Raw genomic sequence first — 13,897 nt, 5'->3', positions numbered from 1 at the left:
CTGTTCGTCCGCCGGTCCCGGCTACGCGTGGGGCTCGATGACCACGATCGGGATCTCGCGGTCGGTCTTGGTCTGGTACTCGTCGTACGCGGGCCAGTGGCCGACCATCAGCGGCCAGTACTCGGCGCGTTCGGCGGACGTCGCCGTGCGGGCCGTGGCCCGGAGGATCTCGGGGCCGACCTGGATGCGGACCTCGGGGTGCGCGCTCAGGTTGCGGTACCAGAGCGGGTCCTCGGGGGCGCCGCCCTTGGAGGCGACGATGAAGTAGCGCCCCTTGTCCTCACCGTAGATGAGCGGGGTCCGGACGGGCTTTCCGGAGACGCGCCCCAGGGTGGTCAGGAGCAGGGTCTGGGTGTCCCGCCAGAACTGCCCTTCGGTACCGCCCGAGTTGACGTAGAGCTCGACGTGGTCGAGAGTCCAGCCCGGCTTCGGGTCGATCGGGTTGTCCCAGTCGATTTCGGTGGTCATGTGGCCGTACCCGCCTTCGGTGTGTTGAACGGTAAACGAACCTCAACAACGATCGACAACATCCCGGGACACGCTTTTATGCCGCCGCCGCACTAGTCGGCCGAGCGGGTCCAGCCCGTGGCCTCGATGCGGGCGGCGTCGGCCGGACGGTCCTCGGCGAACAGGAGGCGGGCCGGTTCCGCGACGCGTACGACGTCGACGTAGCTTCCCCGCCCCACGTAGCGGCCCTGCGAGGAGTGGCGGAAGCGGAGGCGGACCTCGCGGCCGGCCCAGCCGGCGAGCGGGGCCTCCAGGCGGTGCCAGATGCGGCCGGACCAGCCGGAGACGGAGCCGAGCGGCCACTGCTCCGCGGCGCCGCCGGTGGTGCGCACGGTGCTGAACGGCAGCGGCTGCCAGGTCTCCCCGTCGGGGGACGCCTCCAGGTGGAGTGCGCCCTCGCCGGGCACCGTGTCCCACCACACCGCGCAGCGCAGCCGGGCGGCGGGCCCGGCCGGGGTCAGCGGGGGCAGGGTGAGGGTGCCGCTGCCGCCGGGCTCCATGCCGGAGTACCAGGCGGGGCCGCCGTGCTTCGTACGGACCGGGACGGCCCGGGCGAAGCGGTTGCCGACGGCGACGCGGGGGGCGCTGCCGGCGCGCCAGGTCCGTACGGGGTGGACGGAGTTCCCGAGCAGGATCAGGAAGGAGTCGGTGGAGGGGTCCAGCACGAGCGAGGTGCCGGTGAAGCCGGTGTGGCCGGCGGAGTGCGGGGTGGCCATCGCGCCCATGTACCAGTGCTGGTAGAGCTCGAAGCCGAGGCCGTGGTCGTCGCCGGGGAACGCGGTGTTGTAGTCGGTGAAGAGCAGTTCCACGGAGGCGGGGCGCAGGATGCGCTTGCCGGCGTAGACGCCGCCGTCGAGGAGGGCGCGGGCGAGGACGGCCAGGTCCCAGGCGGTGCCGAAGACGCCGGCGTGGCCGGCGACCCCGCCGAGGGCGTAGGCGTTCTCGTCGTGGACCTCGCCCCAGACCAGTCCGCGGTCCAGGCCGGACCAGGGCGGTCGCTGTACCTCGGTGGCGGCGGTGACGCGGCGCCACGAGAGCGGTGGGTTGTAACGAGTGCGGTGCATCCCGAGCGGAGCGGTGATCTCGTCGTGGAGCAGGACATCCAAAGTGCGGCCGGTGATCCGTTCCAGGAGCAGCTGGAGCGCGATGAGGTTGAGGTCGGAGTACCGGTACACGGTCCCGGGAACCTCCTGAGGTTTCACCGACCACAGCAGCCTCAACCGGCCCTCGCGGGTGGGCTCCTGGTAGAAGGGCGCCCAGGAGCGCAGTCCCGAGGTGTGCGTGAGCAGCTGCCGGACCGTGACGGCCTCCTTGCCGCCTCCGACGAACTCCGGCAGGTAGCGGCACACCGGAGCCTCCAGCTCCAGCCGGCCCCGCTCCATCTGCTGCACCGCCAGCAGGGAGGTGAACAGCTTGGTCAGCGAGGCCAGGTCGAAGACCGTGTCCTCGGCCATCGCGATCCGCTCCGCCGACGGGAACTCCCGGACCCGGTCGGTCCGCCCGTCGTAGTCCGCGTACCGCACGGCTTCGCCCATGGCGCGGTGCAGGGCGACCGTCCGGCCCCGCCCGGCGAGGACCACGGCGCCCGCGTAGTAGGGGTGTTCGGGGGAGGGGCCGAGGAACCGCCGGGCCTCGTCCGCCACGCCCTCCAGGTGCTTCTCCAGCAGCCCGGCCCGGCGCGCGGACCCGTACCGCAGGCGCAGCCCCTGGAGCGCGCGCCGTTCGGCCGGGTTGCCCGCCGCCCCGGCGCTGCCGGGCAGCGCGGTGTGCAGCACGAGCACGCCGCCGAGCGCGAGCAGCCGCGCGCCGAGCCGCCGCCTGCTCAGCCCGCCGGTCGCCCGCGCGCCCGCACGCTGGTCAGCCCGCGCGTCCGTACTCGCGCCCGCGTCCGTACTCGGGCCCGTACTTGCGTCTGCGCTCGCACCCGGGTCCGCACCTTCGCCCTCGCCCGGGTCCGTACCCGCGCCCGCACCGGTACCCACCCTCGCGTCAGCGCCCGCACCCGCCGATCCTTCGGCCCCCGTACCTGCTTCCATCTCCGGCCCTCCTGTCCGAGTCGGCCCGCGGCGCCACTTCCCGGTGCTCCGCCCTGACGCCGTTCCTCACGTACCGGCGGGGCCGGCATGCGCCCGGGCGCCGGCATGCGCCCGGGCGTCGACTGCGCCGCACGTCAGTGGGTATCTGCCCGCCCGGGAGGCGGGCCCCGCACCGACCGGCCCGTAAAGAATCTGACACTGCATCAGAAAATCTCTTCCCTCGAATGCCGGGCTGCGGCATCCTGCCGCCCATGGAGACGGAGCTGAGCAAGAAACTGGGAGTCGAGCACGCCATCTTCGGCTTCACGCCCTTCCCGGCGGTCGCCGCTGCCATCACCCGCGCGGGCGGTTTCGGCGTACTGGGCGCGGTGCGCTACACCGCCCCCGACGACCTCAAGCGTGACCTCGACTGGATGCAGGAGCACACCGACGGCAAGCCCTACGGCCTCGACGTCGTCATGCCCGCCAAGAAGGCCGTCGACGGCATCAGCGAGGCCGACATCGAGGCGATGATCCCGGCCGCGCACCGCGAATTCGTCCGCGACACCCTCGCCAAGCACCACGTGCCCGAGCTCGCCGAGGGCGAGGCCTCCGGCTGGCGGATCACCGGCTGGATGGAGCAGGTCGCCCGCAACCAGCTCGACGTCGCCTTCGACTACCCCATCAAACTCCTGGCGAACGCCCTCGGTTCCCCGCCCGCCGACGTCATCGCGCGCGCCCACGACCACGGCGTCCTCGTCGCCGCCCTCGCCGGCAGCGCCAAGCACGCCCGCCGCCACGCCGAGGCGGGCATCGACATCGTCGTCGCCCAGGGCTACGAGGCCGGCGGCCACACCGGCGACATCGCCACCATGGTCCTGGTCCCCGAGATCGCCGAGGCCGTCGCCCCGCTCCCCGTCCTCGCTGCCGGCGGCATCGGCAGCGGCGAGCAGATCGCCGCCGGACTCGCCCTCGGAGCCCAGGGCGCCTGGCTCGGATCCCTCTGGCTCACCACCGCCGAGGCCGACCTCCACTCCCGCGCCCTCACCGAGAAGCTCCTCGCCGCCGGCTCCGGCGACACCGTCCGCTCCCGCGCCCTCACCGGCAAGCCCGCCCGCCAACTGCGCACCGAGTGGACCGACGCCTGGGACGACGCGGAGGGGCCCGGCGCCCTCCCCATGCCCCTGCAGGGCCTGCTCGTCGCCGAGGCCGTCTCCCGGATCCAGAAGTACGAGGTCCAGCCGCTGCTCGGCACGCCCGTCGGCCAGATCGTCGGCCGGATGAACACCGAACGCAGCGTCCAGGCCGTCTTCGACGACCTCACCAGCGGCTTCGAGCGAGCCATCGACCGCATCACCCGTATCGCCGGCCGGGCCTGAGAGGCGTGAACACGATGACCGAACGACCCAACGGATTCTGGGCGCAGGCCGCCGCCGACCCCGGGCGCACCGTCATGGTCACACCCGAGGGCGAGGAGTGGAGCGCGGGCCGCCTCCACGCCGACGTCAACCGCCTCGTCCACGGCCTGCGCGCCGCCGGACTGGAGCGGGGCGACGTCTTCGCCGTCGTCCTCCCCAACGGCGTCGAGTTCTTCACGGCCTACCTCGCCGCCGCGCAGGCGGGCTTCTACCTCGTCCCCGTCAACCACCACCTCGTCGGCCCAGAGATCGCCTGGATCGTCTCCGACTCCGGAGCCAAGGTCCTCATCGCCCACGAGCGGTTCGGCGACGCGGCCGCCGCCGCGGCCGACGAGGCCGGCCTGCCCGCGAGCCACCGCTACGCCGTCGGCGCCGTCGCGGGCTTCCGCGCGTACGGCGAACTCCTCGACGGGCAGCCCGGGACGCCCCCCGAGGGGCGCACCCTCGGCTGGGTCATGAACTACACCTCCGGCACCACCGGCCGGCCGCGCGGCATCCGCCGCCCGCTGCCCGGCAAGCTCCCGGAGGAGACGTACCTCGGCGGCTTCCTCGGCATCTTCGGCATCCGCCCCTTCGACGACAACGTCCACCTGGTCTGCTCGCCGCTGTACCACACGGCCGTCCTGCAGTTCGCGGGCGCCGCCCTGCACATCGGCCACCCGCTGGTGCTGATGGACAAGTGGACCCCGCAGGAGATGCTGCGCCTGATCGACCATCACGCGTGCACCCACACCCACATGGTGCCGACGCAGTTCCACCGGCTGCTCGCCCTCCCGCAGGAGACCAAGGACGCGTACGACGTCTCCTCCATGCGGCACGCCATCCACGGCGCCGCGCCCTGCCCCGACCACGTCAAGCGGGCGATGATCGACTGGTGGGGCGGCTGCGTGGAGGAGTACTACGCGGCGAGCGAGGGCGGCGGTGCCTTCGCGACGGCCGAGGACTGGCTGAAGAAGCCGGGAACCGTCGGCAAGGCCTGGCCGATCAGCGAGCTGGCCGTCTTCGACGACGACGGCACCCGGCTGCCGCCAGGTGAACTCGGCACCGTCTACATCAAGATGAACACCGGCGGCTTCAGCTACCACAAGGACGAGGGCAAGACGAAGAAGAACCGCATCGGCGACTTCTTCACCGTCGGCGACCTCGGACTGATGGACGAGGACGGGTACCTCTTCCTGCGCGACCGCAAGATCGACATGATCATCTCGGGTGGGGTCAACATCTACCCGGCCGAGATCGAGTCGGCCCTGCTCAGCCATCCGGCCGTCGCCGACGCCGCCGCCTTCGGCATCCCGCACCCCTCCTGGGGCGAGGAGGTCAAGGCGGTCATCGAGCCCGCGGAGGGCTTCGAGGCGGGTGACGCGCTCGCCGCGGAGATCCTCCACCACTGCGAGCGGCAGCTGGCCGGCTACAAGCGGCCCAAGACGGTGGACTTCATCGAGACGATGCCGCGCGATCCCAACGGCAAGCTGTACAAGCGCAGGCTCCGCGACCCGTACTGGGAGGGCCACGAGCGCGCCATGTGACGTACGGGCGGACGTACGGACGTACGGGGCATCGCCGCGGCGTCCCCGCCACGCCCGGGGGAATCGTGAGAAGCGCCACGTCAGAGCCACGGAAGCGCGCCGTATGCCGCACATACGGAACAGTTCTGGCAAGTTGGCTGATATGAGTACGGCAACGAGCAGATCACCCCTGACTGACTGGACCCTGGTGGTCCCCGTGGTGGCGCTCGCCGCGCTCGCCTTCAGCTGGGGACGCGATCTGCCCTCGTTCGCGGTCGGCCTGGTGGCCCTCTGTCTGGCGGGGGCGGTCCTGGCCGCCGTCCATCACGCCGAGGTCGTCGCGCACCGGGTCGGGGAACCCTTCGGCTCCCTCGTGCTCGCCGTCGCCGTCACCGTCATCGAAGTGGCCCTCATCGTCACTCTGATGGCCGACGGCGGCGACAAGACCTCCTCCCTGGCCCGCGACACCGTCTTCGCCGCCGTGATGATCACCTGCAACGGCATCGTGGGCCTGTCACTGCTCGTCGGGGCCCTGCGCAACCGCGTCGCCGTCTTCAACGCCGAGGGCTCCGGGGCGGCCCTCGCCACCGTCGCGACCCTCGCCGTACTCAGCCTGGTGCTGCCCACGTTCACCACGACGAAGCCCGGCCCCGAGTTCTCCACCGCCCAGCTCGCCTTCGCGGCGACCGCCTCGCTCGCCCTCTACGGGCTGTTCATCGCCGTGCAGACCGTGCGCCACCGGGACTACTTCCTGCCCGTGGACACCTCGCGGCGCCGCGAGGAGGCCGCCAGGGCCGCCGCTGCCGCCGCCGCGGGCGAGGAGGACGAACACGCCGCACCGCCCACCGCCCGGGCCGCACTCGTCAGCCTCGGACTGCTGCTCGTCGCGCTGGTGGCGGTCGTCGGCAACGCCAAGGCCGTCTCCCCGACCATCGAGCGGGGCGTCGCCAACGCGGGCCTGCCCAACGCCGTCGTCGGTGTGATCATCGCCCTGCTCGTGCTGGCCCCCGAGACCCTCGCCGCCGTCCGGGCCGCCCGCCGCGACCGCGTCCAGACCAGCCTCAACCTGGCCTACGGCTCCGCCATCGCGAGCATCGGCCTGACCATTCCGGCCATCGCGCTGGCCTCGGTCTGGCTCTCCGGCCCGCTGCTCCTCGGTCTCGGCCCGATCCACATGGTGCTGCTCGCCCTGACCGTGGTCGTCAGCGCCCTCACCATCGTCCCGGGCCGCGCCACGCTGCTCCAGGGCGGCGTGCACATCGTCCTGCTGGCCGCGTACCTCTTCCTGGCGGTGAGCCCCTGAGAGGCACGGGGCCTCCGAGGCCCCGGGCCCCCGCCGCGGCTCATGGCGGGGGCCCGGGGGACCGGGTCAGCGCCGCTCGCGCGGCCAGACCACCTTCAGCTGCGGCGAGGTGAGGATGTCCCGCTCGCAGAACCGCGCCGTGACCCAGCGCTCCTGCGAGAACAGCCGGGTCTGGTCGGCGTAGTGGGGCGAGTTCGGGTTCGAGGACTGGCTGTACGTCAGCAGCGTGCGCGCCACCGGACAGCGGCCGCCGTCCCAGCCGACCGCCTGGACGTGGCTGGAGCCGTGCACGACCTCCGGGTAGCCGCCGGCCGCCGCGTTCCACGGCGCCTCGATCTTGTTCCAGACGCCCAGCGCCTCCGTCCCGCCGCCCACCGGCAGCCGCTGCCCGCCGCGCACCACGAACTGGTGCTCGCCGAGCGGGGCGTCCAGCGCGATCCCGGCCGCCCTGAGTTCCAGGACCGCGTCCGCGAGGGCCCGGCCGATACCCGGGGCCGCCTGGTTGAGCGTACGGGGAGTGCGTACCGGATCGGCCGCCGAGAACGGCACCAGCCACAGGTCCTTGGCCGCCGTGCCGGAGGTCAGCCTGCGCCAGAACCGGTCGAAGAGCAGCGCGCCGCGGCTGGCGCTGTCCGTCGTACGGTCCCAGCCCGCCAGCACTCCGCAGGCCGCGGAGACGTCCACCGTGCTCGCGTCGCTCGCCGTCGCCGTGCCGCCCGGCAGGGCCGCACAGGCCCGGGCCGCGTCGGCCGCCGCCAGGTCACCGGCCGGGGCGCGGTTCGCGAACTGCTGCTTCTGCAGGTCCGCCACGGTCAGCCGGCCCTTCGCGGCCATCGCCGACACGTCTTCGAGCGCTCCCCTGGTCCGCAGCGAGCGCGGGGCGCCGGCATTGCCCCAGATCCGCTCGTAGCCCGTCAGCGGCCGGTCGGCATTGGCCAGCCAGGCACTGTCGTTGGAGTTCTCGGCGTACGGGGCGTCCCGCAGGGTCGGAGCCTTCCCCGGGCCGAACACGCCCGGCTGTACGGCATCCGGGTCCGAGCCCGGCGCGCAGTCCCCGCGCGAACCGTCGAGGACCGCGAGTCCCGAGGACGGGTACGTCGCCCTGCCGACCGGGGTCGAGCAGCGGGCGACGAGCTCGTCGGTGATCCGGGGGAGCACCTGGGACTGGGTGAAGAGGGTGCCGCCGGCCGAGTCCGCGGCGACCGTGTTGACCCAGGGCAGCCCCTGCGTGCGCTTGAGGGCGTCCTGGATCCCCGCGACCGACCGGGCCTTGCCCATGGCGAGCGCGGTGTCGGAGCCGCGCAGGTTCAGCGCGTTGGGGTCGTTCAGCGCGTACGCCGTGTTCGCCGTCCAGGGCAGCGGCAGGCTCGGACCGAGGCCCGTGATGACGGGCCCGAAGCGGGTCCACCACTGGCTGCGGATGACGGGGGCGCCGCCCGCCACCTGGACGCTGACCTTCCGTTCGGTCATCCGTTCGGCCTTGCCGTCCACCAGGTAGGCCGTCGGATCGGCCGGGTCGAGGGTCAGCTGGTGCAGGTTGACGGGGGTGCCGGTGGCGACCGTGTGGCTCCAGGCGACCTTGTCGTTGAAGCCGATGTTGACCACGGTCGTGCCCAGCAGGGAGCCGCCCGAGACGTTCAGCTCGCCTGGGATGGTCTGCTGGGACTGCCAGAACCGGCGCCCGCCCTGCCAGGGGTAGTGCGGGTTGCCGAGCAGCAGCCCGCTGCCGCTCGCGGTCGTGGAGCCGCCGAAGGCGACCGCGTTGGACCCCATGTCGTAGCGGGTGGTGTCGAAGAACTCCCTGGCCGCCTCGGCCGCCGCGGCGGGGTCGACGTCCTTGCCGCCCGGGGCGAGGGCCGCCGTGCCGGGCGGCTGCGCCGCGGTGATGCCGTCGATGCCGCGGCCCTGGCCGCCGAGCACCGAGACGGCGAACCCGCGGGCCGCCACGTCGGTGGCGGTGACCGGACGGACCCACTTGGCGCCCTTGCAGGCCGGGTCGGTGATCTTGTTCTGGGCGAGCCAGGCGTTGTAGCCGGCGGCCCAGCCGCGCATCAGCTCCTTGAGGTCCCCGCTCGGGCCGGCCGGTGCGGGCGTGGCGAGGAGGCTCTCGACGGCTCCGGACTCGCGGACGCCCTTGAAGTACAGGTCGCTGGAGAGGTTCCGGGCGGCGGAGGAGAGCGAACCGTCGGGCGCCGCGTCGGGCCCGAACCAGCGTGAGCGCTCCCCGGAGACGGTCACGAACCCGTCGGCGAGCACGCAGACCTGATCGGCGGCCTGGGCCCAGCCGGTGCCGAAGCCGAGCCGGGCGTAGTCCCGGGCCAGGATGTGGGGGATGCCGTTCTCGGTGTAGCGGATGACGGCGGACAGTCCGCCGCCGGACGGGCCGCGGTCCCCGTCTGAAGCGGCCTCGGCCTGGGGTATCGCCGCGGTGGCGGCGAGCAGCACGGCCCCGGTGAGGGCGGCGCGACGGAGGGCCGGGCGGGTGCGGAAATGCAACGTGCCTCCCAAGTGGCCTGCGGGCAGGGCTGGTTGCCCGTGAGGCAGGCGGTTCGACCATGCCCCCACACTCACGCAGGCCATCGGAGGATCTGTCAACATCCCGTTAGGTATCCACGGCATCCGGTCGGCCGGCCGCCTGCCCACGCTGCCCATCTGCACCACGGCGCGGGTGAGGGCGGCCGGATCGTCAGCAGGGCAGGGCAGGGCAGGGCAGGGCACGGCAGGGCGGCGCGCCGCCGCGGCTACGGCGTCGGCGTCCGCCCGAAGCCGGACGAGGCGCCGGCGGTCAGCCGGCCCGGCCCGGGCCGGTCGACCCGGCCCGGATCACGAGAGCCGGCCTTCGGCGGGCAGGAGGCCGTCCCGGTGGAGGCGGCGCAGGGTGAGGTGCTCGTGCACCAGACGGCCGACCAGCGCCCCGCCGTAGACCACGAAGCCGACTCCGACCAGCCAGGACTGGACGACCAGGAGAGTGCCGAAGGGGCCGTAGGTCACCGCGTTGGAGGCGATCAGCGGGGAGAACACCAGCTGCGAGAAGATCCGCAGGCCCAGGAGGCCGAGGCTCGTCGCCGCCGCCCCCGGGAGCAGGGCGCGCCAGCGTACCCGGCCGCCGAGGAGCAGGCGCTGGGAGCCCCAGAAGAACAGGCACGTGCCGATGATGTCGCCGGTGGTGCCGAGGACCGTGCCGATCGCATCGTTCGAGGGGGCGGGGATGACGACGAGCAGCGCGAGGTAGCAGACGAGCAGGGCGAGCCAGACGACGTGGCGCCACATGGTGTGCCAGCGGGCCGTCGGGAGGTCCCAGACCTTCTCGTACCCCGTCTGCACCGCGGAACCGAAGGTCAGGCCGAAGACGGCCAGCGCGGCCAGTCCGAAGGCCGTGGTCCGTTCGAGCGCGAGATCGGCGGCGCCGAACAGCATCTCGACGCGCTCCCGGGAGGCCTGCGTCACCCCGAGCGCCTGGCCGAGCCACCGGCCGAAGCCGGAACCGCTGCCGGGCGCGGCGGCCGCCACGACCACGAGCAGGGGCACCAGGGTGAGGAAGCCGAGGGCCGCGAAGCCCATCGCCCGGTGCATCAGTTCCATCTCCCGGCCACGGCTCCAGGCCAGCCCGGCCGGGGAGGCCTGGAGCCGGTCGTGGGCGCGCCGGAAGATCGAGGTCACGCCACATCACCTACCCGGACGCGCCCGCCGGCTCCCGGGAGGCACCCCGAAGTGGGCCCGAAGGGGTGGTTTCAGCTCGTCCGGAGGTCAACCAGCCGCTTGATCTTGCCCACCGAGCGCTCCAGCGTCTCCGGGTCCACCACCTCCACCCGGACGGACACCCCGATCCCCTCCTTGACGGCCCGGACCACGGCTGCCGCCGCGGTCTCCCGCCGGGCCGCCTTGCACTCCCGGCGCGCCTCCACCCGGACCGTCAGGGCGTCCATCCGGCCTTCCCTGGTCAGCCGCAGCTGGAAGTGGGGGGCAAGCCCGGGGGTCCGCAGGAGCACTTCCTCGATCTGGGTGGGGTAGACGTTCACCCCTCGCAGGATGATCATGTCGTCGCTACGGCCGGTGATCTTCTCCATCCGGCGGAAGGCCGGCCGGGCAGTACCGGGCAGCAGCCGGGTCAGGTCCCGGGTGCGGTAGCGGATGACGGGCATGGCCTCCTTGGTCAGCGAGGTGAACACCAGCTCCCCGGGCTCGCCCTCCGGCAGCACCGCGCCGGTCAGCGGGTCCACCACCTCGGGCAGGAAATGGTCCTCCCAGATGTGCAGCCCGTCCTTGGTCGCGGCGAATTCCTGCGCCACGCCGGGTCCGATGACCTCGGACAGGCCGTATATGTCCACCGCGTCGATGCCGAGCCGCTCCTCGATCTCCCGGCGCATCTCCTCGGTCCACGGCTCCGCGCCGAAGATCCCCGTGCGCAGCGAGGTGGAACGGGGGTCGATGCCCTGGCGCTCCATCTCGTCCAGCAGGGTCAGCATGTAGGAGGGGGTCACCATGATCACCTCCGGCCGGAAGTCCTGGATCAGCCGGACCTGGCGGTCGGTCATCCCGCCCGAGGCGGGCACGACCGTGCAGCCGAGGCGCTCCGCGCCGTAGTGCGCGCCCAGGCCGCCGGTGAACAGGCCGTACCCGTAGGCGATGTGTACGATCTGGCCGGGTCTGCCGCCGGCCGCGCGGATCGACCGGGCGACGACATCGGCCCACATGGCCAGGTCGGCCTCGGAGTACCCGACGACGGTGGGTCTGCCGGTGGTGCCGCTGGAGGCGTGGATCCGGCGCACCTCGGAGCGGGGGACGGCGAACATCCCGAAGGGGTACTGGTCGCGCAGGTCGGCCTTGGTCGTGAAGGGGAACAGGGCGAGATCGGCGAGGGAGCGGCAGTCGTCGGGATGCAGGCCGGCCTTGTCGAACGCCTGCCGGTAGAAGGGCACCCGGTCGTACGCGCGGTGCAGGGTGGCGCGCAGCCGCGTCAGCTGGAGCGCCGCGAGCTCGTCGGCGCTCAGCCGCTCGCCCTCGTCGTGGAGATCCGCGTAGCCCGTCATGCCGTCACCTCACCATGAGCAACCCGACCGATCATTCGGTAGATTGCCCCACCCCGGCGGCTAAATCAATGACTCGAACGAGTGATCGCCTGATGTGCTGGCCCGATGCCGATCTTCGGCGCACCCGACGGGACCGAACTCGCCTACCGCGTCCTCGGGGAGGGCGAGCCGCCGCTCTGCGTCCCGGGCGGTGCCATGCGCGCCGGTCCGAACCCCGGCGCGGGCCGACCCTGCGGACGGACGCACACAGCAGCCGCGGCCGGAGGCACCTCCGGCCGCGGCTGCTCCTGTCCGTCGGCGTCAGTGGCCCGCGTCCGCGTCCGCGTCGGCCTCCGCCGCCACGTCCTTCGCCCAGCGGTAGTCCGCCTTGCCGCTCGGGGAGCGCTGGATGGCGGGGGTGATGACCAGCTGACGCGGGATCTTGTAGCCCGCGAGCTTGGTACGGCAGTGGGTCTGGATCTCGTCCAGGGTCGGTTCCGGGGCGCCCGCGCGGATCTGGACCACCGCGGCCACGTGATTGCCCCAGGTGGCGTCGGGCACACCGGCGACCAGGGCGTCGTACACGTCCGGGTGGGACTTCAGCGCCTGCTCGACCTCCTCCGGATAGACCTTCTCGCCGCCCGTGTTGATGCACTGCGATCCGCGCCCCAGCACCGTCACGATGCCCTGTTCGTCGACGGTGGCCATGTCGCCGAGCAGGACCCAGCGCTCCGTGCCCTTCTGGAAGAAGGTCTCGGCGGTCTTGGCCGGGTCGTTGTAGTAGCCGAGCGGGACGTGGCCGCGCTGCGCGAGCCGTCCCGGTTCGCCCACCGGCACCGGCTCGTGCGTCACCGGGTCGACCACCTGCGTACGGTCGTTGACCTCCAGCCGGAAGCCCTTCTCCGGCCCGGAATCGTTGGTCGCCCTGCCGTTGGACCCGGATTCGGAGGATCCGAAGTTGTTCAGGAGCATCACGTTCGGCACGAGCCGCTGGAACTCGGCCCGCACCGTCTCCGACATGATCGCCCCGGACGAGGAGACGCTGAACAGGGACGACAGGTCCGTCCCCTTGAGCGGGCCGTTCAGGGCGTCGATGAGCGGGCGCAGCATCGCGTCGCCGACCAGCGACACGCTGGAGACCTTCTCCTTCTCGATCGTGCGGAGCACCTCTTCGGGCGCGTACTTGCGGTGGATGACCACGCGCTGCCCGTAGTTGAAGGCGATGAACGAGGTCAGCGTGGACGTGCCGTGCATCAGCGGGGGAGCGGGGAAGAAGGTGAGCCCGGCGCCGCGCGCGGCGACCCGCTCCGCCAGCTCCTCGGGCCGTTTCACCGGCTCGCCCGACGGTTCGCCGCCGAAGAGCCCCGCGAAGAAGAGGTCCTCGGCGCGCCACATCACGCCCTTGGGCATGCCGGTGGTGCCGCCGGTGTAGATGATGAACAGATCGTCGGGAGACCGGGGCGGGAAGCCCCGCTCCGGAGATCCGGACGCCTCCGCGTCCGTGTACGCGACCGGCGCGATCGACGGCTCCGGGGCGCCCTCGGGGGCGGCCCCGACCCGGATCAGGTGCCGCAGCCGGCTCGTCTGGGGCAGCGCGGCGGCCACCCGCTCCGTGAACTCCCCCTCGAAGACCAGCGCCGCGAGGTCGGCGTCGTTGTAGAGGTAGACCAGCTCCTCCTCCACGTACCGGTAGTTCACGTTCACCGGCACCAGGCGGGCCTTCAGGCAGGCCAGCACCGTCTGCAGGTACTCGACGCCGTTGTAGAGGTGCAGGCCCAGGTGCTCGCCGGCCTTCAGGCCGCTGTCCAGCAGGTGGTGCGCGATGCGGTTCGCCGCCGCGTCCAGCTCCGCGTAGGTGAGCCGGCTCTCGGCGCCCGTCCCGGGGTGGTCCACGTACACGAGGGCCTCACGGTCCGGAACCACGTCCACGACCGACTCGAACAGGTCGGCAAGGTTGTACTCCACCGGTCCTCCTGACCCTGGAAGCTCCCATGGCTGGGCCCATGGCTGGTCTGCTCGGCGGTCATTAGAGCGCCGCCGATCCCAAGTGGGAAGGGCTCCGTCCAATAAATCTGACTGGGTGTCAGAAAGCTATTGAACTGCACCCGCACCTACTGCAACCTGTTCTAGGTCTTGAGAC

General features: G+C 72.4%; 9 protein-coding genes and 1 pseudogene. 4 read left to right on the top strand and 6 right to left on the bottom strand.

The genetic code is table 11. From position 1 onward, the window contains the following. Positions 1-21 precede the first annotated feature (21 nt). A complete protein-coding gene (locus AB0M99_RS01090; protein WP_365916175.1) occupies positions 22-468 on the bottom strand; it encodes a nitroreductase family deazaflavin-dependent oxidoreductase in 447 nt (148 codons plus the stop codon). Positions 469-560: 92 nt separating this feature from the next. After that, entirely contained in the window at positions 561-2,543 is a 1,983-nt protein-coding gene (locus tag AB0M99_RS01085) for a serine hydrolase (protein ID WP_365916173.1), read from the bottom strand. Between the two features lie 251 nt (positions 2,544-2,794). Here AB0M99_RS01085 and AB0M99_RS01080 point away from each other — a divergent pair, with 251 nt between their 5' ends. The 3 genes from AB0M99_RS01080 to AB0M99_RS01070 all read left to right on the top strand — a co-directional run bounded on the left by AB0M99_RS01080 (position 2,795) and on the right by AB0M99_RS01070 (position 6,748). Further along, entirely contained in the window at positions 2,795-3,901 is a 1,107-nt protein-coding gene (locus AB0M99_RS01080) for a nitronate monooxygenase family protein (protein ID WP_365916171.1), read from the top strand. 14 nt (positions 3,902-3,915) lie between these two features. Then, positions 3,916-5,466 carry an acyl-CoA synthetase gene (locus tag AB0M99_RS01075; protein WP_365916169.1) on the top strand — a complete coding sequence of 517 codons (1,551 nt, stop codon included), beginning with the start codon at positions 3,916-3,918 and terminating at the stop codon, positions 5,464-5,466. Between the two features lie 142 nt (positions 5,467-5,608). Further along, a complete protein-coding gene (locus AB0M99_RS01070) occupies positions 5,609-6,748 on the top strand; it encodes an ionic transporter y4hA (protein WP_365916167.1) in 1,140 nt (379 codons plus the stop codon). 66 nt (positions 6,749-6,814) lie between these two features. Here the strand turns inward: AB0M99_RS01070 and AB0M99_RS01065 are convergent, their stop codons facing one another. The 3 genes from AB0M99_RS01065 to paaK form a co-directional block, all read right to left on the bottom strand. Next, the gene (locus AB0M99_RS01065) at positions 6,815-9,244 is read right to left on the bottom strand and encodes a penicillin acylase family protein (protein ID WP_365916165.1); all 2,430 of its coding nucleotides are present in this window, start codon (positions 9,242-9,244) and stop codon (positions 6,815-6,817) included. Between the two features lie 327 nt (positions 9,245-9,571). Next, positions 9,572-10,408: a YhjD/YihY/BrkB family envelope integrity protein gene (locus AB0M99_RS01060; protein WP_365916163.1), complete on the bottom strand. Its 837-nt coding sequence runs from the start codon at positions 10,406-10,408 to the stop codon at positions 9,572-9,574. A gap of 71 nt (positions 10,409-10,479) precedes the next feature. Beyond that, a complete protein-coding gene (gene paaK / locus AB0M99_RS01055) occupies positions 10,480-11,778 on the bottom strand; it encodes a phenylacetate--CoA ligase PaaK (protein ID WP_365916161.1) in 1,299 nt (432 codons plus the stop codon). A gap of 105 nt (positions 11,779-11,883) precedes the next feature. On the opposite strand from paaK, the pseudogene AB0M99_RS01050 reads away from it, so the two are divergent. After that, a pseudogene (locus AB0M99_RS01050) lies at positions 11,884-11,982 on the top strand (alpha/beta hydrolase); the annotation flags it as partial. Between the two features lie 96 nt (positions 11,983-12,078). Here AB0M99_RS01050 and AB0M99_RS01045 read toward each other — a convergent pair. Then, positions 12,079-13,722 carry an acyl-CoA synthetase gene (locus AB0M99_RS01045; protein ID WP_365916159.1) on the bottom strand — a complete coding sequence of 548 codons (1,644 nt, stop codon included), beginning with the start codon at positions 13,720-13,722 and terminating at the stop codon, positions 12,079-12,081. Between the last annotated feature and the right edge of the window lie 175 nt (positions 13,723-13,897).

Origin of the sequence: Streptomyces sp. NPDC051183 (genome assembly GCF_040682455.1) — a bacterium.
Taxonomy (GTDB): Bacteria; Actinomycetota; Actinomycetes; order Streptomycetales; family Streptomycetaceae; genus Streptomyces.
The sequence above is the reverse complement of the archived record's forward strand: the minus strand, read 5'-3'. Positions and strand labels throughout refer to the sequence as shown.